This window comes from Streptomyces plumbidurans (assembly GCF_019857225.1).
GTDB classification, from domain to species: domain Bacteria; phylum Actinomycetota; class Actinomycetes; order Streptomycetales; family Streptomycetaceae; genus Streptomyces; species Streptomyces plumbidurans.
The window spans coordinates 44,408-65,637 of record NZ_JAFJSY010000016.1 but is presented as its reverse complement, the minus strand read 5'-3'; the positions used below and the strand labels follow the sequence as shown (position 1 = coordinate 65,637).

At 69.9% G+C, this 21,230-nt stretch carries 17 protein-coding genes and 1 pseudogene; 12 read left to right on the top strand and 6 right to left on the bottom strand.

The genetic code is table 11. The annotated features are described in order from the left end of the window. Positions 1-215: 215 nt before the first annotated feature. From JYK17_RS13270 to JYK17_RS13255, 4 genes are read left to right on the top strand one after another with little or no spacing between them, the layout of a single operon-like run. A complete protein-coding gene (locus JYK17_RS13270; protein WP_108014214.1) occupies positions 216-794 on the top strand; it encodes a (2Fe-2S)-binding protein in 579 nt (192 codons plus the stop codon). Continuing rightward, on the top strand, positions 791-1,783 hold the full coding sequence (locus JYK17_RS13265) for an FAD binding domain-containing protein (protein WP_108014213.1): 993 nt from the start codon (positions 791-793) through the stop codon (positions 1,781-1,783). Before JYK17_RS13270 ends, JYK17_RS13265 begins: the two co-directional genes overlap by 4 nt. Continuing rightward, on the top strand, positions 1,780-3,906 hold the full coding sequence (locus JYK17_RS13260) for a xanthine dehydrogenase family protein molybdopterin-binding subunit (RefSeq protein ID WP_222810427.1): 2,127 nt from the start codon (positions 1,780-1,782) through the stop codon (positions 3,904-3,906). The genes JYK17_RS13265 and JYK17_RS13260 overlap by 4 nt, the downstream gene beginning before the upstream one ends. After that, complete coding sequence (locus JYK17_RS13255) at positions 3,899-5,020, top strand: XdhC family protein (protein ID WP_108014211.1); 1,122 nt, start codon at positions 3,899-3,901, stop codon at positions 5,018-5,020. Before JYK17_RS13260 ends, JYK17_RS13255 begins: the two co-directional genes overlap by 8 nt. Before the next feature lie 18 nt (positions 5,021-5,038). Here the strand turns inward: JYK17_RS13255 and JYK17_RS13250 are convergent, their stop codons facing one another. Together JYK17_RS13250 and JYK17_RS13245 are read right to left on the bottom strand one after the other, a co-directional pair. Then, positions 5,039-6,943 (bottom strand): SMI1/KNR4 family protein, encoded by a 1,905-nt coding sequence (locus JYK17_RS13250; RefSeq protein ID WP_222810426.1) that lies wholly within the window; start codon positions 6,941-6,943, stop codon positions 5,039-5,041. Positions 6,944-7,027: 84 nt separating this feature from the next. Then, positions 7,028-8,545 carry a catalase gene (locus tag JYK17_RS13245; RefSeq protein WP_222810425.1) on the bottom strand — a complete coding sequence of 506 codons (1,518 nt, stop codon included), beginning with the start codon at positions 8,543-8,545 and terminating at the stop codon, positions 7,028-7,030. Between the two features lie 324 nt (positions 8,546-8,869). Between JYK17_RS13245 and JYK17_RS13240 the strand changes: the two genes are divergently transcribed. The 5 genes and pseudogenes from JYK17_RS13240 (at position 8,870) to JYK17_RS13220 (ending at position 12,102) form a co-directional block, all read left to right on the top strand. Then, positions 8,870-9,649, top strand: a complete 780-nt coding sequence (locus JYK17_RS13240) for an oxidoreductase (RefSeq protein WP_108014208.1) — start codon at positions 8,870-8,872, stop codon at positions 9,647-9,649. 72 nt (positions 9,650-9,721) lie between these two features. Beyond that, a pseudogene (locus JYK17_RS13235) lies at positions 9,722-10,175 on the top strand (zinc-binding dehydrogenase); the annotation flags it as partial. A gap of 215 nt (positions 10,176-10,390) precedes the next feature. Then, positions 10,391-11,281, top strand: coding sequence for a hypothetical protein (locus tag JYK17_RS13230; protein ID WP_234548352.1), 891 nt, complete (start codon positions 10,391-10,393; stop codon positions 11,279-11,281). Positions 11,282-11,309: 28 nt separating this feature from the next. After that, positions 11,310-11,615 (top strand): hypothetical protein, encoded by a 306-nt coding sequence (locus JYK17_RS13225; protein ID WP_128800933.1) that lies wholly within the window; start codon positions 11,310-11,312, stop codon positions 11,613-11,615. A gap of 175 nt (positions 11,616-11,790) precedes the next feature. Beyond that, positions 11,791-12,102: a WhiB family transcriptional regulator gene (locus JYK17_RS13220; RefSeq protein ID WP_128800932.1), complete on the top strand. Its 312-nt coding sequence runs from the start codon at positions 11,791-11,793 to the stop codon at positions 12,100-12,102. Positions 12,103-12,142: 40 nt separating this feature from the next. On the opposite strand, the gene JYK17_RS13215 is transcribed toward JYK17_RS13220, so the two are convergent. Together JYK17_RS13215 and JYK17_RS13210 are read right to left on the bottom strand one after the other, a co-directional pair. After that, positions 12,143-12,721 carry a dihydrofolate reductase family protein gene (locus JYK17_RS13215; RefSeq protein WP_128800931.1) on the bottom strand — a complete coding sequence of 193 codons (579 nt, stop codon included), beginning with the start codon at positions 12,719-12,721 and terminating at the stop codon, positions 12,143-12,145. A gap of 119 nt (positions 12,722-12,840) precedes the next feature. Then, positions 12,841-13,272 carry a universal stress protein gene (locus JYK17_RS13210; RefSeq protein ID WP_108014383.1) on the bottom strand — a complete coding sequence of 144 codons (432 nt, stop codon included), beginning with the start codon at positions 13,270-13,272 and terminating at the stop codon, positions 12,841-12,843. A 269-nt stretch (positions 13,273-13,541) separates the two neighbouring features. On the opposite strand from JYK17_RS13210, the gene JYK17_RS13205 reads away from it, so the two are divergent. Next, a complete protein-coding gene (locus tag JYK17_RS13205; protein WP_108014201.1) occupies positions 13,542-14,318 on the top strand; it encodes an SDR family oxidoreductase in 777 nt (258 codons plus the stop codon). A gap of 50 nt (positions 14,319-14,368) precedes the next feature. On the opposite strand, the gene JYK17_RS13200 is transcribed toward JYK17_RS13205, so the two are convergent. Beyond that, a complete protein-coding gene (locus tag JYK17_RS13200; RefSeq protein WP_222810424.1) occupies positions 14,369-15,265 on the bottom strand; it encodes a LysR family transcriptional regulator in 897 nt (298 codons plus the stop codon). A gap of 212 nt (positions 15,266-15,477) precedes the next feature. Next, positions 15,478-18,018, bottom strand: coding sequence for a discoidin domain-containing protein (locus JYK17_RS13195; RefSeq protein ID WP_222810423.1), 2,541 nt, complete (start codon positions 18,016-18,018; stop codon positions 15,478-15,480). A gap of 298 nt (positions 18,019-18,316) precedes the next feature. On the opposite strand from JYK17_RS13195, the gene JYK17_RS13190 reads away from it, so the two are divergent. Both JYK17_RS13190 and JYK17_RS13185 read left to right on the top strand, forming a co-directional pair. After that, positions 18,317-19,411 (top strand): DUF1996 domain-containing protein, encoded by a 1,095-nt coding sequence (locus JYK17_RS13190; RefSeq protein ID WP_108014198.1) that lies wholly within the window; start codon positions 18,317-18,319, stop codon positions 19,409-19,411. 12 nt (positions 19,412-19,423) lie between these two features. Continuing rightward, a complete protein-coding gene (locus tag JYK17_RS13185; protein ID WP_222810422.1) occupies positions 19,424-21,178 on the top strand; it encodes a discoidin domain-containing protein in 1,755 nt (584 codons plus the stop codon). Positions 21,179-21,230: the final 52 nt, after the last annotated feature.

Here is a 21,230-nt window from a genome sequence, read left to right as displayed (position 1 = left end):
GCGGACAGCTGTCCGTTAGGTTTGCTGTGTAGCGGACAGTTGTCCGGTTGCGTCCAGCATAGCCCTGCCCGCGACCGAACGGCAGCCCGCGCCCCCCGTCACTCGGCGGCGTACAGCCGGCCTCCTGCCCCCCTGCCTGCCTCGGTCCTCGCCCCGCCCCGCCGCCAAGTCCAGCGGCCGGCTCCGTCGCGAACACACTGTGAAAGAAGTGGCCCATGGCCGTATCGACGTCCAGCGTCATCACCCTGCACATCAACGGCGAGAAGTTCACGCTGCCCGTCGACCACCGCACCACGCTTCTCGACGCACTGCGCGAGCGGCTCGATCTGACCGGCACCAAGAAGGGCTGCGACCAGGGCCAGTGCGGTGCCTGCACGGTCCTGGTCGACGGACGCCGGACCGTTTCCTGTCTGCAGTTCGCCATCGCCGCCGAGGGCCGTGAGATCACGACCATCGAAGGAGTGGCGGACGGCGAGCAACTGCACCCCGTCCAGCAGGCGTTCCTCGACCTGGACGGCTATCAGTGCGGCTACTGCACGCCGGGACAGATCTGTTCGGCCATCGGCATGCTCGGCGAGCACGCCGACGGATGGCCGAGCGCCGCGACGGAGGACGTACGGCCGGAAGCGGGGCCGCCGCCCCTGACCGCCGACGAGATCCGTGAACGGATGAGCGGCAACCTGTGCCGGTGCGCCGCCTACGCCTCCATCGTCGAGGCCGTCGCGCGAGCGGCGGAAGCCCCCGCGGCATCGCGGATCGACGCCCGGCCGAACACGAAGGAGCAGGCCGCATGAGGGAGTTCGCCTATCAGAAGGCCGGCGACGTGTCGGGCGCAGTCGCCTTGCTCGACGCCGATCCCGAGGCCCGCTTCCTCGCGGGCGGCACCAATCTGGTCGACCTGATGAAGAGCGGCGTCGAACGGCCCACCCGGCTCGTCGACGTACGTGAGCTACCCCTGGACCGTGTCGAGAGCACACCGGACGGCGGGCTGCGCATCGGCGCGACCGTCACCAACAGCGACCTCGCCGTCCACCCCGAGGTGCGGCGCCGCTACCCGATGCTCGCGCAGGCGCTGCTCGCCGGAGCCTCCGGCCAGCTGCGCAACATGGCCACCGTCGGCGGCAACCTCCTGCAGCGCACGCGGTGCGGATACTTCACCGACCTGTCCAAGCCGTGCAACAAGCGCACCCCCGGCAGCGGTTGCCCCGCCATCCGGGGCGAGCACCACAATCACGCCGTGCTCGGTGCCTCCGCGTACTGCGTGGCCGTGCACCCCTCGGACATGGCCGTGGCCCTGGCCGCCCTCGACGCGGTGGTGCACTTCGAGACCGTCGACGGGCCGGACGCGTTGCCGATCGGATGGTTCTTCCTGCCCGTCGACGAGACCCCGCACCGCGAAACGGCCCTGCCGCCCGGCGCGTTGATCACCCACGTCAGCCTGCCGCCGGCTCCGGTCGCGGCCCGCTCCCGCTACCGCAAGGTGCGTGAGCGCGCCTCCTACGCCTTCGCCATCGGCTCGATCGCCGCCGCGCTCGACGTCCGCGACGGCCTGGTGCACGACGTCCGCCTGGCCTACGGCGCCGTCGCCTCCCGCCCCTGGCGGGCGCGGGCGGCCGAACGCGTCCTCGCCGGTGCGAGCGCCGACGCGGAGACCTTCGCGGCCGCCGCGGATGCCGAACTGGCGGCCGCCAGGCCGCTGGCCCACAACGAGTACAAGGTGACCTTGATGCGGAACCTGACGGTGGCCGTGCTGAGCGAACTCGCCGAGGAGGCCGGCCGATGACCACGACCACCGTGACCGCCGCGCCGGTCCGCGCCGTCGGCAGGGACCACGTCCGCGTCGAGGGCCGGGACAAGGTCACCGGAGCGGCCCGGTACGCGGGCGAGGTCCCCTTCGCCGGGCTCGCCCACGGCTGGCTGGTGCTGTCCACGGTCGCCCGCGGTCGCATCGAGGACGTCGTCACCGGCCCGGTCCTCGAGATGCCCGGCGTCCTCGCCGTCCTGCACCACGGCAACGCCCCGCATGTGGAGACCGACTTCATCGGCATGCTGGGTACGAAACCCGATCCGACCTGTGCCGTCTTCCAGAACGACCAGGTGCCCCACCTGGGCTGGCCGGTGGCGCTGGTCGTCGCCGAGACCTCCGAACAGGCGCGGGAGGCCGCGGAATCCCTCGTCGTCCACTACGACGAGCAGCCCCACGAGGTCGAGTTCAGCAGCGAGGATCCCGATGCCTGCCACGTGGACGGCCGTATTCCCGCCGTCACGGACAAGGGCGACCTGGAGGCCGAACTCGCCGCGTCCGCGGTCGTGTTGGACGCCGAGTACACCACGCCCGAAGAACACCACAATCCGATGGAACCCCATGCGGCCATGGCCCGTTGGGACGACGGCCGGCTCGAACTGGTCGACTCCAACCAGAGCACCACCATGGTTGTCGGCGAACTCGCGAAACTCTTCTCCCTCGACCCGGCCTCCATCCGCGTGCGTTCCGAACACGTCGGGGGTGGCTTCGGCAGCAAGGGAGTACGCGCACACCAGGTGGCGGCCGTCATGGCCGCAAGTGTCCTGCAGCGGCCGGTACGCGTCGTCCTGACCCGACGTCAGATGTTCACGCTGGCCGGACACCGCAGCCCCACCATCCAGCGGGTCCGCCTCGGCGCCGACGCCGACGGACGGCTGCGCGCCCTGGACCACCGCTCCCTCAGCCGCACCTCCACCGTCTACGACTTCGTCGAACCCAGCGCGACCGTCGCTCGGGCGATGTACGACGCGGACGCCCACCACACCGAGAACCGGGTCGTACGGCGCGATGTCCCGAGCCCGACGTGGATGCGCGCCCCGGGCGAGGCGCCGGGGTCCTTCGCCCTGGAGGCCGCGCTCGACGAACTCGCCGAGAAGTGCGGCGTCGACCCCATCGAGCTGCGCCTGCGCAACGAACCGGACAAGGGCCCGGTGTCCGGCCTGCCGTTCGCCGCGCGCAACCTGCGGGCCTGCTTCGAGGAAGGCGCCCGCCGCTTCGGCTGGGACCGGCGCGATCCGCGGCCCGGCGTGCGCCGCGACGGGCGCTGGCTGCTGGGCAGCGGCACCGCGGGCGCGTCCTTCCAGGCGGCCGCCCTCCCGTCGACCGCCACGATCACCGCCGAGGCCGACGACACCTTCACCGTCCGCATCGCCGCCGCGGACATCGGCACCGGCGCCCGTACCGCGCTCACCCTTGTCGCGGCGGACGCACTCGACACACCGCCCGAGCGGATCCGGGTCAGGATCGGCGACAGTGCATTCGGACCGGCGAGCATCGCCGGTGGTTCCTCGGGCACCCGTTCCTGGTCCTGGGCCGTCACCGCGGCGGCGAGCGAGCTGCGGGAACGTCTGGTGCCGGGCATGGAGATCCCCGCGCAGGGCATCACCGTGCGCTCCGACACCACCGCGGCCATCACCGCCCTCGCCCAGAAGGAACGCCACTCCTACGGCGCCCAGTTCGCCGAGGTCGCCGTCGACCCGGCCACGGGTGAGGTGCGGGTGCGGCGCATGCTCGGGATCTTCGCCGCGGGGCGCATCGTCAACCCCCTCACGGCGAAAGGGCAGTTCACCGGCGGCATGATCTGGGGCCTCTCGATGGCCCTGCACGAGGAGGCCGCCCGCGACGCGTACTTCGGCGGCCAGGTCGGCGCCGATCTCGCGGGCTACCACGTGGCCACGCACGCCGACGTCCCGCACATCGAGGCGGACTGGGTGGACGACCACGATCCCGAGGACCCCGTCGGCATCAAGGGCATCGGCGAGGTCGGCATCGTCGGCGCCGCGGCCGCCGTGGCAAACGCCGTCTGGCATGCGACCGGTGTACGCCACCGCAGCCTGCCCATCCGCCCGGACCGCATCCTCACGGCGGGCAACGGTGCTTGATCTCGCACCGGAGCTGAAACGCTGGCTCGACGAGGACCGCGCTGTCGCCGTCGCCACGGTCGTGGCCGTCGGCGGCAGCGCCCCTCGCGGGCCAGGCGCCTCACTCGCCGTCGACGATGAGGGCACCGTCATCGGGTCGGTGTCCGGCGGTTGCGTCGAGGGGGCGGTCTACGACCTGTGCGTCGAGGCACGCCGAAGCGGCCGCAGCGTGCTGGAGCGCTTCGGCTACAGCGACGAGGACGCCTTCGCCGTGGGGCTGACCTGCGGCGGGGTCCTCGACGTCCTCGTCACACCGCTGCCCGTGGACGCGCCGCTGAGAACCCTGCTGCACATGGCGTTGAACCTCGCCGTCAAGGGCGAACCGGTCGCTGTCGCACGCGTGGTGCGCGGCCCGGAGCCCTACCTCGGCGCCGGTCTGCTCGTCCACGGCGACGGCTCGTTCGACGGCACGCTCGGCGGTGACGCGGCGCTGGACCGCACGGCTGCCGCCGAGGCCGGGGCCGCGCTGGATGCGGGTCGCACCGGCACGTTCGAGGTCTCGGAGGACGGCTCGCACTGCCCGGGCGGGCTCACCCTGCTGGTCGAATCGAGTGTGCCGCCACCCCGGATGATCGTCTTCGGCGCGATCGACTTCGCGGCTGCGCTGGTCCGGGTCGGCAAGTTCCTCGGCCACCACGTCACCGTGTGCGACGCCCGTCCCGTCTTCGCCACCCGGGCGCGCTTCCCCGAGGCCGACGAGATCGTGGTGGACTGGCCGCACCGCTATCTGCGCCGCACCACGACCGACGCCCGCACCGTGCTGTGCGTCCTCACCCATGACGCCAAGTTCGACGTTCCGCTGCTCGAGGTCGCGCTGCGGCTGCCGGTCGCCTTCGTGGGCGCCATGGGTTCACCGCGCACCCACGCCGACCGCAACCGCCGCCTGCGTGAAGTCGGCCTGACGGAAGCCGAGTTGGCCCGCCTGCGATCGCCCATCGGCCTCGACCTCGGCGGCCGTACCCCCGAGGAGACGGCCCTGTCGATCGCGGCGGAGATCGTCGCCAGCCGCCGGGGCGGAACGGGCGCTCCCCTGACGGGCTCCGGCACCCCGATCCACCGCACGGGCGTCGCATGAGGCGGTCGGCAGTACCCGTCAGGGCCGGTGGCGTACGAAGGTGAGAGTGGCGTACCCCTCGCCCTCGCGGGGCGCCCGGGTCCAGGACCGGGTGGTGAAGGTGGGGAGCTTGCCCCGGGTCAGGGCGAAGCGGGGCAGGGAGAGGCCGAGTTCGGTGTGCAGGGCCGCCAACATGCGTATTTCGGCGCCCAGTTCGGCGTCCTCTGGGCGGAACAATCGTGCGGGGTCCAGTGCCTCGGGTATCTCCCCGGAGCGCGTGATCTCCGCACCCTGCACGGTGAACGCGTAGAGGTCCACGCCCTGTTCGGCCACCGACAGGTGGAAGGTGGCCGACCGGCCGCCCGGGGACGAGGGCCTCGATTCGCGACAGACCACCACCGCGCGGCCGGACACGGAAGCGGCCTGAGCGGGGGACACGAACCTCGTGCTGAGGGAGCTGTGCGCGCGGCCGTCGAAGGCGAAGGCCCACCCTTCGGCGGTGCGGCCGACGGAGACCAGAGCCCGGTCCTCCCAGGGTTGCACGCCCTCCCGGTCGTTACTCCTGGGGGCACGCCAGAACGCCGTACGCGAATCGACGGGCGCACCCAGCTCGGCGCCGTCCTCGCCGATCAGGGCGGGCAGCCGGGCGGGGTCGCTCCCCTCGACCCAGACGCAGCGGTACCCGTCGAATGCTTGCCGCATCGTCGCGGTCTCGGCGAGCCAGACGAGACCCGGTGGGTCGAGATCGGGCACCGGCTCGGGAGCGGGCCCCTGCTGTCCGTCCCGTGGTGTCGCGAGGAGCTCCCGACCACGCTCCGGGGTGATCAGCGGGCCCAGGATCGGATCGGCGAGGAGACCGACCGGGGCGATCAGCAGGGGCCCGGGGGCCTTCCAGTGCGGAAGCGCGGCCCGAAGCACCCGCCATGCGGCGTCACTGTTTCCCCAACGAGCAGCCCCTCGCGCCTCGCTGACGGCACGGCCCCACGAACCGTCGGGTGCGTAGCGGTGGTTGCCGTCCCGCACCGCGCTCCGCACGGCCTCGGCCCTCTTCCGGGCGACCCCGCGAGCGACCATCATCCTCAACCAGTGGTCGTCCCCGCCCGGTTGCCATCGGCCGGTCACTTCCGACTTGGCCTCAACGGGCAGCAGCTCGGGCAGGTAGAGCGGGTCGGCCACCAGGTTGCCGTAGCCGGGGGTCTCGTGCGGATGCATGAACTGCCGCAGCTGGTTGAAGAGAGCGGCGCTACGCGGCCGTCCGAAGGACCGAGCCTCCTCAAGCAGGGGGAGGGCCTCCTCGTAGCGTCCGAGCACAGCCAGCACTCGGGCCTCGTCCACATGCGCGTCCTGGGCGCGGGTGGTCGCGTTCACGAAGTCGGTGTCCTGCGAGCGATCGGCGTGGAAGCGGCGGTACATGGCCTCCATGTACGCACGGAACGACGGGTACCGGCGGGGCAGTTCACCACTCCAGCCCTTGTAGACGTACAGGGCCCATTCGCCGTCCGCGTCGACGTCACCGGGGTCCAGCAGGGCGTGCGACATGTCGGAGTCGGTCTCCAGCTGGAGCGCCCGCTTCCACATCCCGGCCAGCCGGACGTCCTCCTCGCGCGGGTCGTCGCCCAGGTTCTCCTCGTACAGCGAGGTCATGCCGTGCGGGTCCCCGAACCAGCGGATGTCCGCGGCGCCGCCGAGCTGGTAGACCCCGACGGTCTCGTCCACATGCCAGCCGTCGCTCACGGCCAGGAACGCGCGGTACGAGGGCGGCAGTCGCCGTCCGAGCCGCTCCTCGGCCGCGGCGATCGCCGCCTCGTCCGCACCGGGTCTGCCGGGAAGGACGAAGGTCTCACCGTCGTCCTCGTACGCGTCCATGTCCGAGTCGTCGCGCGGAACCCACTCCTCCTGCCAACGACCCAGGAACGCCTGCCAGTTGAAAGACTCTCCACTCATATCGCGAGAATCTCACTCGGCACTGACAACGACCCGGCACCGACATGGGCAGTGCCGGGTGGCGGCTGCCCGACGGTCGGGCCGTCAGGCCTTGTCCTGCATGCTGCTCCGTGCGGGATTGGCCTGTTCGGCCGCCTTGGGGTCCTTCTCGCCGGCCTTGGCGCGGACACCCTGGGCGATGCGGTCCCCGATGGTCTTGTCGATGTTCGACCAGTACTCGAAGGCCCGCTTGAGGACGGGCTCCGTCACGCCGTTGAGGAGATGGCCCACGACGTTGTCGACGAGGCGGTCGCGCGCGGCGTCGTCCATGACCTCGCGCACCAGCGTGCCGGGCTGGCCCCAGTCGTCGTCCTCGGGATGACTGACGTACGCGGCACGGGTGATCGCGCCGTCCGCCTCCCAACTGGGCGGCGTGTAGCGGGCGCTGTCGGCCGCGGGGCCGCCCTTGGAGTTGGGGGCGTACACCGGGTCGGTGGTGTTCCGGTACGCCATCGCCCCGTCCTTGGAGTACGTGTGGACGTCGACGACGGGGGCGTTCACCGGAAGCTGCTGGTAGTTGCCGCCGATCCGGTGGCGGTGTGCGTCCGCGTAGGAGAACAGCCGGGCCAGCAGCATGCGGTCCGGGCTGGGTCCGATGCCGGGGACGAGGTTGTTGGGCTGGAAGGCGGCCTGCTCGATCTGGGCGTGGTTGTCGGTCGGGTTGCGGTCGAGCGTCATCCTGCCGACCGGGATGAGCGGGTAGTCGCCGTGCGGCCACACCTTGGTGAGGTCGAACGGGTTGAAGCGGTAGTGCGCGGCGTCCTCGTACGGCATCACCTGCACCTTCAGCGTCCAGCTGGGGAAGTCGCCGTCGCGGATGTGCTCGAACAGATCACGCGTGTGGTAATCCGTGTCGGCAGCGGCCATCTGGTCGGCCTCGTGCTGTGTGAAGCACTCGATGCCCTGGTCGGTCTTGAAGTGGTACTTCACCCAGAACCGCTCGCCGGCCGCGTTGATCCACATATAGGTGTGGGAGGTGTAGCCGTTCATGTGGCGCCAGGTCCGCGGAATGCCGCGGTCGCCCATCAGCCAGGTGACCTGGTGCGCGGACTCGGGGGAGAGCGTCCAGAAGTCCCACTGCATGTCGTGGTCGCGAAGGTTGTTGTCGGCGCGGCGCTTCTGGGAGCGGATGAAGTGCTGGAACTTCATCGGGTCCTTCACGAAGAACACCGGCGTGTTGTTGCCGACCATGTCGTAGTTGCCCTCGCTGGTGTAGAACTTCACCGCGAAGCCGCGCGGGTCGCGCCAGGTGTCCGGGCTGCCGCGCTCACCCGCCACGGTCGAGAAGCGGGCGACCAGGTCGGTGCGCGTGCCCGGCTGGAAAACGGCCGCCTTGGTGTACGCGCTGACGTCGTGGGTCACCTCGAAGTGCCCGAAGGCGCCGCTTCCCTTGGCGTGCGGCTGCCGCTCGGGGATCCGCTCCCGGTTGAACTGTGCCATCTGCTCGATCAGATAGGCGTCCTGCAGCAGGATCGGGCCCCCGGGTCCCACGGTGAGCGAATGCTCGTCGCTCTCGACCGGGGCGCCGGAATCGGTCGTGGTGGCGGGCGGGATTTCCGTCATCAATCTGCCTTTCGTCGTACGGGGGCGGTCGTGTGCCGGGTCGCGCGTCATCGGGAGACCCGGCACGTCCCCGTGTGCGGGGTGACCCCCAGGGGCGCGTGCAAACGTCACCGCAGCGACGGATGTGCACGATGCGCGGGGGGATTGCGTCCTGATCACCGGCGCACACCTCTCCAGCGTGTAACCGCTCGCCCGAGGGCGCCACCCGGCGGACGAGGTGAGGCGTTCGCCCTGCAGCGCCGCGACCGGCCTGGCACCGTGGGTGCCGGGCCGAGCCGTCTCCCCGGCGTGCCCGCCTCTCACCCACTCCGAGGAGCCGATCCCATGGCCAACGAACTGCAGGGCAGGACCGCCGTCGTCACCGGTGCGAGCAAGGGCATCGGGCTCGCGGTGACCGAGGCTCTGGCCGCGGCCGGAGCGGGCGTGATCGCAGGGTCCCGTACGTCGTCGAAGGAGCTGGACGTGCTGGCCGAGCACGCCTCGGTGACCTGGGTGTCCGTCGATCTGAGCGATCCGGCGGCGGCCGAGCGGCTGATCGGGGCCGCGCAGGGGCGGGTGGACGTCCTCGTCAACAACGTCGGCACGGCTCCGCCCCGCACCGGCGGCTTCCTCACGGTGACCGACGAGGAGTGGCGGCGCACGCTCGACCTGAACCTCCTCGCGGCCGTACGGGTCACACGCGCCGCCCTGCCGCTGATGCTCGCGGCGGGCCGGGGCTCGGTCGTCACGATCGCCTCGGTCAATGCCACCCTGCCCGACCCGCTGGTGATCGACTACAGCGCGGGCAAGGCCGCACTCGTCGCCTTCTCCAAGGCCCTGTCCAAGGAGGTGGGCCCCAAGGGCATCCGCCTCAACACCGTGAGCCCGGGTCCGGTGGAGACGGATCTGTGGCTCGGCGGGGGAGGAGTGGCCGACACGGTGTCGGCCGCGGTGGGCGCCACTCCCGAGGACATCGTGGCCGAGGCGCAGTCGTCCATGGTCACCGGCCGCTTCACCAAGCCCAGGGAGGTGGCGGACCTGGCCCTGTTCCTGGCCGGGGACCGCTCGGCCAACATCACCGGCAGCGATTTCGTGATCGACGGAGGCATGATCCCCACCTGGTGAGCCGCTGCCGGTCGTCGAGATCACGGTCGCGAGGCGTTCCACGTCGCCGGCTCGCACCCGGCGACGTCACGCGCCATGCGCCGGGCCGGCCAGGAAATCTTCTGCCACGCCTTCCCGACCCTGACCTACGACGGCATCGACCGGCACGACGGATCGACGACCCTGGGCGGCTACTCCCGCGAGTACGTCGTCCGCGACCGCTTCACCTACGCCCTTCCCGCCGGTCTGGATCCGGCCGCGGCCGGGGACCCGGGTCGCCGTGGCGGGACTGGGCGGCCTGGGCCATCTGGCGGTCAAGTTCGCCGTGGCACACGGCGCCGACACCTCGGTGATCAGCCGCTCACCGGACAAGGCCGAGGACGCTCGCCGGCTCGGCGCCCACGCCCTCATCGTCTCGACGGACCCCAAGCAGATGGCCGAGGCCCGCGACCGGTTCGACGTCGTCGGCGACACCCTCTCCGCCCCACACGACCTCGGCCCCGTCACAGTCGAGACCACCGACCTGCTCGTGGGCCGCAAGAAACTCTGGACATGTCGGACCTGGACTGAAGATCGGCGTCCACCGGCCGAACCGGTCGGTGTCGGTGATGGCTCGACTACGACATCGATGTCAGTGCCCCTTGTTATAACCGGGGTTGCGGGCACTCAGTGGGGGTGTTCCGTGCCAAGGAGGGGAATGTGACTGTGCACAGACGCGCAGGTTCACTGCTTTCGTTGCTGGGCGCGCTCTTGAGTCTTTTCGTGGCGGTCGGTCTCGGTTTCGGGACGGCCGGGGCGGCATCGGCCGCCACCGGCACACCGGTGGCCGTGACCAAGTACAGCTTCACCAGCCAGGCCGGCGACTACATCGGCCAGGGCGGCAGTGCCGCGTACACGCCGTCCACGAGCACCATCAGCGTCGGGGGTGACGCGGGGTACGTGCAGCTCACTGTGAGCACCGCCGACGAACAGTGGGCCGTCAACCTCGCGGCGCCCAGAGGTGAGCAACTCCGGCCCGGCATATACCGCAACGCGGAGGGAGCGGCGACCCGGACCGGCCGGTCACCCGGACTCGACGTCTATGGCGACGGCCGCGGCTGCAACGAGGTCTACGGCCAGTTCTCCGTCAACCAGATCGAGACAGACACATCCGGGGCGATCACCGTTCTGGACGCCACCTACACCCAGCACTGCGAGAGCGCCGACGCTCCCGCGCTCAAGGGAGTCATCAAGTACCACGCCTACCCGCTCTCCTACGCGTACACGAGCGACGCCGGCGACTACATAGGCCAGGGCGTCGCCCAGACCCACCAGGGCGCCACCAGCACCTTCTCGCTCAGGTCCTACGGTGACGGCGTGCAGTACGACGTCTCCGGCAAGCGGGAGTACTGGACCGCGCAGTTGACCCCGCCCGACGGCGAGCAGTTCGAGGCCGGACACACCTATCAGGCGGAGCGCAGCCATGGAGCCTCGGTCGCGGGACTGGACGTGTTCGGCGACGGACGCGGCTGCAACACCGTCACTGGTGAGATCACGGTGACCAGGCTGGCCCGCGGTGACGACGGCGCGATCAAGGCGTTCGCCGCCACCTTCGTGCAGCACTGCGAGGGCGGCGTACCCGCTCTGCACGGCACGATCCACTACTACGCCTGATCCTCTGGCGGCTCTGCCGGGGCGGAAGTTGGCCCCGGCAGAGCCGTACCGAGGAGCAACGTCGACGGGCTGCGTCATCGGCGCGACCGTCAGTGTGTTCCGCCCGGTCGCGGGCATCCGGACTGCACACCGGATGCGTCAACTCACCGAACGGACGGTCATCATGCTCGCGATACTCTCGGCGGTCCTGTTTTTCATCTCGTTCCTGATCAATGCGGCGGACATCTCCACCAACGACACCTTCAGCTCGACCAATGTGATGTTGCTCGGCCTCACCGCGCTGGCCCTGCACGTGGCCGGAATCGGCAGTGGATGGTCCTGGCGACGGCGTTGATTGGTGAACTCCCTGTAGCGCGGCAGCGCTAGGAAGGCAATCACCGATCACTCGAAGGTGTGATGCGCAGGGTGAAGGAAGTAACGATTCCTCAAACGGCGTGATCACATATGCCCGTTGCCCTCGGCACGAGGCAACTCATCAGGCAGGCCAGGGGAGAGGACGGCATCACCGGATGATGGACACCACCTGGGGCGAGCAAGGGCTGTGCAGGACAGCCGACCCCGACGAACTGTTCGTCAAGGGAACCGCGCAGAACCGGGCCAAAGCATTGTGCGGCGGCTGCGGGGTCAGGACCGAGTGTCTCGCCTATGCCCTCGACCAGCGCATCGAGTACGGAATTTGGGGCGGCATGACCGAACGCGAGCGCCGCGCCCTGCTGCGCCGCCGGCCGACCGTCACCTCCTGGCAGCATCTGCTGGAAGCGGCCCGCGCACAGCACGAGCGCGCCGGACACACCACCGTGGGCACCCCGCGGGCGAGTTGAGGCCGTTACAGCTCAGGTCTGCAGCAGGGGAGGGGAGCGCTCAGCCGTGCAGGGTCGGGCGGTACACGAGTTCCTGGATGTGGCCGTCGAGGGTGCGCTGCTCGATCAGTTCCAGGTCGAAGTCGGCAGCCCCCTGGAAGATCGGGGCCTGTCCTGTCCGACCGGTGATCACGGGGAAGAGCGTCACCTGTACGCGGTCGACGAGACCGGCGGCCATCAGCGCCCGGTTCAGCGACAGGCTCCCGTGCGAGCGCAGCGGAACCTCGGACTCCTCCTTGAGGCGGGCCACGACCTCGACGGCGTCACCGCTCACCACGGTCGCGTCCGGCCAGTCGAGGGCCTCCTTGAGTGTGCTCGACACCACCGTCGCCGGCATGTTCCGCATCTTCGTGACCCACGGGTCCCGCACGTCGGACTCCTCGGTGCTGGACGCCAGCATCCGCACGAAGTCCCGGTAGGTGTTGGCCCCGAAGACCATTTGCTGCTCCTCGCTGTAGACGGCGAGGCGGTGGTCGAGAAGCTCGGGGCCCTGCTTCCCCCAGTAGCCGGTCCAGTCGCCGCCGGCGGCACCGAAGCCGTCGAGGCTGCAGAAGACGTCGAAGGTGTAGGTGACGGTCATGGTGATCTCCTCAGCTGCGGTTGGTCACGCCATGCAGTGAAGACCGGTCACCACGAGAGAACTCATCGCCCGCTCGCCCCCTCGCCCGCTCGCTCGGAGCCGGGACGCGGACGGCGTGGTCAGGCCTGGTCGGGGGCTTCCGGGGCGAGCAGCACGGCGGCGCCGGTGTGATGGGCGACGGCGTCGCTGACACGAGGCTGGAACAGTGCCTCGAGCGCACTGCGGTGGTGAGGGCTCAGAACGATGAGGTCGGCGCCGAACTCCACGGCCGCCTCGGAAATGGCCTCCGCGATCTGCGTGGTGAGCCCCTTGGCGAGGGTGCCCTCGACCTTGATCCCCTGCCCCCGTAGGGCGGCGACGGCTTCATCGACGACGGCCTTTGCCTCGGCGTCGTTCTCGAGCGGGACGATCGCGGCGGCGGAGGCGGCCTGCGCGGCGACGTGTACGACGCGGACCTCGGCGCCGTGCAGCTGTGCGAGCTCGCCGACCAGCCGTACGGCGCGGTGGCGGGCGGGGCTGGGATCGACGGCGACGAGGATGCGCTGGAACACGGACACTCTTCTTCCCCTTCCGAAGGAGCGGCCGTTCGCCGTGATCGTCTCACCGACCCCGCGCCCCTCGAACGTCGGGTCCATGCAACGGCCAGTGAATCGCCGGCCTCTCCCATGGCCACCTCCCCAAATGGCCATAGGACCTCCCTATACCCCGTGCTGCTATTTCGTCTTTGCCTCGCCCTCTTTTCCGTACGTACGGTGAAACAGCTCATCTTTGATTCGAGCGCCCATACACAACGGATTGCATAATGGAGAGGACCGGTGGCATGACCACTGTCGACAGCGGATCGGGAATGCGGGAACTCGCAGGAAAGCGGGCCCTGGTCACGGGCGGCTCCCGCGGAATCGGAGCGGCCGTCGTACGCCAACTCCTGGACGCGGGCGCCGAGGTGCTCACGACCGCCCGGTCGGCGACGAGCGCGGCGCCGCAGGGAGCCGCCTTCGTGCAGGCGGACGTACGGACCCAGGCCGGCGCGCAGGCGCTTGCCGCGGTCGCGCGCGAGACGCTCGGCGGGGTGGACATCCTGGTCCACAACGCAGGAGGTGCGCGACCGCACAAGGTCGCTTCCGCCATCCCCGACGAGGAATGGCAGGACGCGATGGACCTGAACTTCCTGGCTTCGGTGCGCCTTGACGCGCTGCTGGTACCGGGGATGCGGGACCAGGGCTCGGGGATGATCGTGCATGTCTCCTCGGCCGCCGTCCTCACCCCGGTGGGACCGTTCCTGCACTACACAGCGGCCAAGGCGGCACTGGAGAACTACAGCCGGGGGCTGGCCCTGGAGCTGGCCCCGGCCGGAATCCGGGTCAACACCGTGAGCCCCGGCAGGGTCACCACCCCCGGCGGCGAGGCCACACGGGAGCAGTGGGCGCAGCTTTCCGAGGCGCCCGCCCAGGTCAACGCCGACGACACCACCCCGCTGGGGCGCGACGGCCTGCCCGACGACATCGCCCACGCGGTGCGGTTCCTCGTGTCCGACCGGGCGGGCTGGCTGACCGGAAGCAATATCATCGTGGACGGCGGCGAATTCCCCAGGGGCTGAGAACGCAATAAAACCCGCCCCTTTCCTGCCCCGCCTTTAGGACACTGCCATTAGGGCACCGCCGAGAAGAATGTCGGCTCGGACCACGTCTCCTTGCGCAGGAATTCGAGCAGGGCCGATTCCGCCGGGCCCGCGCCGGGCCGGAGCACGGCGATGACCGGCTGGGTCACGACCGGGGACACCGGGCGTACGAGGTGCTCGTAACCATGGGGCACCGCGGAGGCCGGTACGAGCGTCACCCCCAGCCCGTGTGCGGCCCAGCGCACGGCGGTCGCCGTCTGGGACACGCGGGCGACCGTGGTGGGGGCCAGTTCGTTGTCCCGCAGTACGTTCAGCAGCACGCCGTCGAGCGCGCTGTCACGGTCGAACCTCACCCACGGCTCCCCGTCCAGTTCGCGCAGGTCGACCCGGTCCGCCGCGAGCTGCCGGCGCCCGGCGCCCAGCACCACGACGAACTCCTCGTCGCCCAGGTGGTGGGCGTCGGCGGGGGTCCGCTCGCACGCCGCCATCAGGGCGAGGTTCAGCACGCCCCGGCGGCACAGACGGTCCAGTTCGGCCGAGCTCGGCTCCTCGAAGACGGTGACCTCCAAGCGGGGGAAGCGGCGCCGCAGCGCACTCAGCGCGCCCGGCAACTGCCGTGTGCCAAAGCCCATTTGGGCCGCGACGACGACCTCGCCCTCAAGCTCCTCGGCACCGGCCCGGGCTGTCGCCCTCGCCCGCCGTGCCGCGCTCACCGCGACCTCCGCCTCCCGCAGAAACGCGCGGCCGACGACGGTGGGCACCAGCCCGGTCGGCGTACGGGCGAACAGCTCCACGCCGAGATCCCGCTCCAGGCCGCGGATCTGCTGGGACATCGACGGCTGAGCGACATGCAGCAGCTCCGCCGCCGCCGTGACCGAGCCCGCCTCGGCGACGGCCAGGGCGTACTCGAACTGGCGCAGACTCATCGGCTCCCGCCTCCTGTCCTCCCTGCGGCGGACCGCGGGTCTCCGTGTGGATCGTCGTCACAGTCGGTAACCCCGTCGGGCGGACGGAGATTCCCGCGGATCACCCGCCGCAGACGTGACCGACCGGAAACCCGAACGAACCCCTGCCGGGACCGCGGTACGCGACCCCGGCAGGGGCTCAGCCGTTCAAGGTGTCACCGATCCCCAACCGGTCATGGGAACGACGTCACCTTCGACGGCACCGTGTCCGTGCCCGATGTCGGGGCGCCGGTGTTGTTGACGACATGGGCGTACTGGCCCTTGCCGCCCAGGGAGATCACCAGCACGTCGTGCAGCTTCACCCCGGCGGTGACCGGTACCTGGAAGCCGTGCGCCTGGACGATCGAGGGATCGCTGGTGTAGTTGCAGTAACTGCCCAGCCCCCACGCCTCGTGCTGGGTGACGTTGTCGGCGACCTTGTAGGCCGCGTATCCGACGATGCCGTCATGGGTGATGGCGGCCGCGTTCGGGGCGTCGTAGGCCTTCTCGTTCTGGAAGAAGATGGTGCGCCCGCGTTCGCCGCTCCACAGCACGTCGTACTTGTTGAAGTGCTCCACGAACAACCCCGTCGCCAGCACGTCGTCGCCGTTGACGCGCAGGCCGTAGTCGGCGCGGTTGGTGTCCCAGCCGACGCCGTCGCCGTGGTCGGCGCGCCAGAGCCAGGTGTGGTCGATGATGACGTCGTCGCTGTTGACGACGACGGAGTTGGTGGCGAGGCCGGGGCCCGCCCCGCCGATACGGACGAACACGTCCTGCATGGTGGTCGGATCGGCCGAGTGGTCGGCGCTCGCGCCGGGTTCCCCGATCTGCAGCAGCGTGTCGGAGTTGGTGGCGCCGGCGTCGATCAGGAATCCGGCGAGCCGTACACCGTTGACGTCGGCGACGTGCATGGCGTCGATGCCGTGGTCCGGCACGATCGTGGCCAGGCCCAGGCCCAGCACCACGGTGCCGGGGCGCGTCACGTTGATCGTCTGGTCGAGGTGGTAGACCCCGGGCGTGAACAGGAGGTTGAGGCCCTGGGCGAGGGCCTGGTTGATGGTGGCGGCGGTGGCGCCCGGCTTCACGACGTAGAACTGGTCCAGCGGGAGCGAGGTGCCCGCGTTCGCCGGCCAGGACACGCCGCGCGCGTTGGTGCGCTTGGCGGGCACGAAGACCTTGTAGGTGCTGCCGTCGAGGTAGAGGAACGGCTTCTCGCGGGAGACGGGCGTCGTGTCGAGCGTGGTGTACGGGCCGGAGTCGAAGTTGGTCGCCGGGGCGCCCTGGACGCCGGTGAACGTCATGTTCCACACGCCGTTGGTCCAGCCGCCGACCGAGCTGTCGCGGGTGTACCACTGCTGCTGGGAGTACGGGCCGACAGTGCCGTCGATCTTCGAGTCGGCGATGTAGCCGCCGGAGGCCCAACCGTAGCCGTTCGGGGCGAGGTTGAGTCCGCCGGTGACGTGGATGCGGCGGAACGGCGCGGCCTGGGCGACGGCCCAGCGGTCGGTGCCGCTGACCGGGTTGAGGGAGAGGTTCTCGGCCGAACGCCAGAAGTTCTGGGTGGCGTTGCCGTTGAACCAGCCCGCGTCGACGGTGATGTCACCGTTGATGCGCACGTCGTCGGGGTTGAGGCCGAGCCCGGAGATCGAGGTGTAGAAGCCGAGTTGGGCGTTGATGCCGTTGTAGGTTCCCGGCTTCATCAGGAACTGGTAGCGACCGCTGCCGAACTGCGCCTTCTCCTGCTGGGCGAAGACCTGGTCGAACTTCTGCTGCAGGTTCGGGGTCGAGGGGTCGACCACGATCACGTTCGGCCCGAGGTCGCCGCCGCCCTGCACCGGGGGCGTGCTGCCGCCGGAGCCGGTGTGGACGGCCACCTCCCACAGGGAGTAGCCGTAACCCGTCGCGCGGACCGTGCCGTTGATGCGGAGGTAGCGGCCCGAGCCGCTGACGTCGTAGGAGGCCGTGCCGCCGGTGGCGCCGGTGACGCTCTTGAGAGTGCTCCAGTTCTGGCCGTCGCCGGAGGCCTGGATCTGGAACTCCTTGGCGTAGGCGGCCTCCCAGGTCAGGTCGACCTTGCACAGGTCCTTGACCGAGCCCAGGTCGACCTGCACCCACTGCGGGTCGGCGGCCTGGCTGGACCAGCGGGTGCCGGCGTCGCCGTCGAAGGCCGCGGAGGCGGGGGTGCCGGCGTTCTCCGTGGAGGAGGCCGAGGCGGGCCTGCCCTTCGCTGCGTTCGCCGTGTCGCACGAGGAGGTGCCGGTGCCGGAGGTGCCGAAGACCTGGAACTCCCAGAGGGAGTAGCCGTATTGGGTGCCGCGGTGGATGCCGTACATCCTCACGTAGCGGCCCTGTCCAGCGACGTCGAGGGTGTCGGTGCCGCCGTCGCCGCCGGTGACGGAGGTGAGGTCGGTCCAGGTGCTGCCGTCGGCGGAGGCCTGGATCTTGTAGTCCTTGCCGTAGGCCGCCTCCCAGTTGAGGACGACCTTCGAGATCGAGGCCGTGGCGCCGAGGTCGACCTGGAGCCACTGGGAGTCGCTCGCGGCCGACGACCAGCGGGTGCCGGTGTCGCCGTCGACGGCGTCGGCGGCGGGTGTGCCGGCGTTCTCGTCGGAGGAGGACGTCGCGGTTCTGCCCTGGGACAGCGGGAGTTCGGCCGCGGCGGCCGGTCGGGGAACGGGAAGGGCGAGCAGCGCCGCCACGGCGGCGAGCGCGACGCCCAAGGATCTGAGTCTCATGGAGGTCCCTGCGGGTGCGATGGGAAGAGCACGAAAGAACACGAAGAGCACGAGGGGGCGCCGAAGGCAGGTGGGGGTGACGCACCAAGGTCACTGCCACGGCGCTTAGTTCAAGTCTTGATTTAACTGATGAGGTCCAACTCTCGGCAAGCCTTCGGAAGTTGAAATCTTTCCTGGTCCACTTCTGCCGGATCGCTTGACATCTTGATGACATGCACTCAACACTCCTCGGCGGGAGAGCGCTCTCCCGTTCCGGAGCGCGGTCTCTCCAACCCCCACCGTTCAGGAGGAGGTCTCCATGTCCGGGAGATCGAAAGGCCTGTCAGCCACACTGATCACCAGCGCGCTCCTACTGACCTCGATCGGAATCGGCGGCGTGGCCACCAGCGCCGGACCGCCCGCAGCGCACAGCTCCGCCGCGCAGTCCTTCGCCGCCACCCACTCCGGTCACGCGATGGCGGCGTCCACCGCCGGCTCCCCGGAGGACCCGGACGGCGACGGCTACATCCCCGCGAACCCGCCGGTCACCGGCGTGACGCCGTCCACGCAGGACCCGCCCCACCGCTACTTCCACGAGTTCCAGGCCAACTGCTCGGTCACCCACACCAAGCCGGACGACCCCATCGTCTATCCGCAGCAGCCCGGCAAGTCCCACGACCACACGTTCATGGGCAACACGACGACCGACGCCTTCAGCACCACCGCCTCACTGGAGGCCGGCGGCACCACCTGCAAGGCGCCCGGCGACCTGTCCGGCTACTGGATGCCCACCCTCTACAACGGCGACCAGCAGATCCTCCCCGTCGGCCCGCAGGTCATCTACTACAAGGCCGGCGTCACCGACTACACCAGCGTCCGGCCCTTCCCCAAGGGCCTGCGGTTCGTCGTCGCCAACCCGATGCAGAGCGCCGACGAGTTCCGCAACCACCCCGGCTTCGTCGAGGGCTGGGAGTGCGGGGACAGCTACTTCAACACCGAGTTCCCCGCCACCTGCCCCGACCGCGCCGACGTCCAGCTCAACATCCGCTTCCAGGCGCCCAGTTGCTGGGACGGCAAGTACCTCGACACCCCCGACCACAAGAGCCACATGGCCTACCCCGTGGTCAAGCCCGGCACGAACGACAACATCTGCCCGGCCGACCACCCGGTCGCCCTGCCGATGATCGAGTTCAAGATGGCCTTCCCGGTCAACGGGGACATGTCGAAGGTGCGCCTCGCCAGCGGCACGGGCCACAGCTTCCACTACGACTTCTTCAACGCCTGGGACGACGCCACGCTCAAGGCACTGGTCGACCACTGCGTCGTCGGCGGGCTGCAGTGCGACGCGCGCGGCTACGACGAGACCCACCCCGAGGCGGGCGCCGCACTCGACGAGAACTATGAACTCCCCTGAGGAGAAACGGCGATGACCCCACGACCCCGCACCCGCAGACGCCGCGCAGCGGCACCCCTCACCGCCGGTGTCCTGGCCGTCGGCCTGCTCACCGCACTGCCCGCCGCCCAGGCCCACGCGGCCGGCAGCGTCGTCAAGGTCACCGGCAGCCAGGGCAACTGGCAGCTGACGGTGGACGGGCAGCCGTACCAGGTCAAGGGCCTGACCTGGGGCCCGAGCGTCGCGGATGCCGAGAAGTACATGCCCGACCTGCAGTCCATGGGCGTCAACACGATCCGCACCTGGGGCACCGACGCCACCAGCAAGCCGCTGTTCGACTCGGCCGCCGCCCACGGCATCAAGGTCGTCGCCGGCTTCTGGCTCCAGCCCGGCGGCGGCCCCGGCAGCGGCGGCTGCGTCAACTACGTGACCGACACCGCGTACAAGAACCAAATGCTCGACGAGTTCCCCAAGTGGGTCCAGACGTACAAGGACAACCCCGGCGTGCTCATGTGGGACGTCGGCAACGAGTCGGTGCTCGGGCTGCAGAACTGCTTCAGCGGCGACGAGTTGGAGCGGCAGCGCGACGCCTACACCACCCTCGTCAACGACATCACCAAGAAGATCCACGCCGTCGACCCCAACCACCCGGTCACCTCGACCGACGCCTGGGTAGGCGCGTGGCCGTACTACAAGAAGAACGCGCCGGACCTCGACCTGTACGCCGTGAACTCCTACAACGGCGTCTGCGACGTCAAGTCCGCCTGGGAGCAAGGGGGTTACACCAAGCCCTACATCGTCACCGAGACCGGACCGGCGGGGGAGTGGGAGGTCCCCGACGACGCCAACGGCGTGCCCCTCGAACCCTCCGACCGGGCCAAGGCCGACGGCTACACACACGCGTGGGGCTGCATCACCGGCCACAAGGGCGTCGCGCTGGGGGCCACCATGTTCCACTACGGCACCGAATACGACTTCGGCGGCATCTGGTTCAACCTGCTGCCCGCGGGCCAGAAACGCCTGTCGTACTACGCCGTGAAGAAGGCCTACGGCGGCGACACCTCGCACGACAACACCCCGCCCGTCATCTCCGACCTGAGCGTGGAGGGCGACGCGGGCAAGGTGCAGGCGAAACATGATCTCGTGCTGGACGTCAAGGCCACCGACCCCGACGGCGACGCGATCTCCTACGAGGTCCTCGACAACAGCATGTACATCGACCAGAGCAAGAACCTGGCCTCGCTGCCCTTCACCGACCTCGGCGGCGGCCGGCTGAAGGTCACCGCACCCGACCGCCCTGGCGTCTGGAAGGTCTACGTCAAGGCGACCGACGGCCACGGCAACGTCGGCGTCGAGACCCGTTCGGTCCGCGTCGTGCCACCCGTGCCGTCCGGCACCAACCTGGCACAGGGCAAACCGGCAACGGCCTCGTCGTTCCAGCCCAGTTACGGCGACTGCCCGTGCACCGCCGCCAACGCGGTCGACGGGAACCCGGCCACCCGCTGGGCCAGCGACTGGAGCGACCCCCAGTGGCTCCAGGTCGACCTCGGCACCCGCACCACGTTCCGGCACGTCCAGCTGTTCTGGGAGACGTCGTACGCGAAGGCGTACACCGTCCAGACCTCCGACGACGGCCAGAACTGGCAGACCGTGCACACCGTGACGGACGGCAACGGCGGCATCGATGACTTCGACGTCACCGGAACAGGCCGGTACGTACGGGTCAACGGCACGGCGCGGGGCACCGGTTACGGATATTCGCTCTACGAGTTCGGCGTCTACTCCTGACGGCACCCGGCCCGGCACGCCATGCCGGGAGAGCGCTCTATTGCGTGATCCG

Bases quoted from the DNA above. Each gene is read 5' to 3' on its own strand.
- JYK17_RS13270 (WP_108014214.1), top strand. From the start codon at position 216: ATGGCCGTATCGACGTCCAGCGTCATCACCCTGCACATCAACGGCGAG.
- JYK17_RS13265 (WP_108014213.1), top strand. From the start codon at position 791: ATGAGGGAGTTCGCCTATCAGAAGGCCGGCGACGTGTCGGGCGCAGTC.
- JYK17_RS13260 (WP_222810427.1), top strand. From the start codon at position 1,780: ATGACCACGACCACCGTGACCGCCGCGCCGGTCCGCGCCGTCGGCAGG.
- JYK17_RS13250 (WP_222810426.1), bottom strand. From the start codon at position 6,943: ATGAGTGGAGAGTCTTTCAACTGGCAGGCGTTCCTGGGTCGTTGGCAG.
- JYK17_RS13245 (WP_222810425.1), bottom strand. From the start codon at position 8,545: ATGACGGAAATCCCGCCCGCCACCACGACCGATTCCGGCGCCCCGGTC.
- JYK17_RS13240 (WP_108014208.1), top strand. From the start codon at position 8,870: ATGGCCAACGAACTGCAGGGCAGGACCGCCGTCGTCACCGGTGCGAGC.
- JYK17_RS13220 (WP_128800932.1), top strand. From the start codon at position 11,791: ATGATGGACACCACCTGGGGCGAGCAAGGGCTGTGCAGGACAGCCGAC.
- JYK17_RS13215 (WP_128800931.1), bottom strand. From the start codon at position 12,721: ATGACCGTCACCTACACCTTCGACGTCTTCTGCAGCCTCGACGGCTTC.
- JYK17_RS13205 (WP_108014201.1), top strand. From the start codon at position 13,542: ATGACCACTGTCGACAGCGGATCGGGAATGCGGGAACTCGCAGGAAAG.
- JYK17_RS13200 (WP_222810424.1), bottom strand. From the start codon at position 15,265: ATGAGTCTGCGCCAGTTCGAGTACGCCCTGGCCGTCGCCGAGGCGGGC.
- JYK17_RS13195 (WP_222810423.1), bottom strand. From the start codon at position 18,018: ATGAGACTCAGATCCTTGGGCGTCGCGCTCGCCGCCGTGGCGGCGCTG.
- JYK17_RS13190 (WP_108014198.1), top strand. From the start codon at position 18,317: ATGTCCGGGAGATCGAAAGGCCTGTCAGCCACACTGATCACCAGCGCG.
- JYK17_RS13185 (WP_222810422.1), top strand. From the start codon at position 19,424: ATGACCCCACGACCCCGCACCCGCAGACGCCGCGCAGCGGCACCCCTC.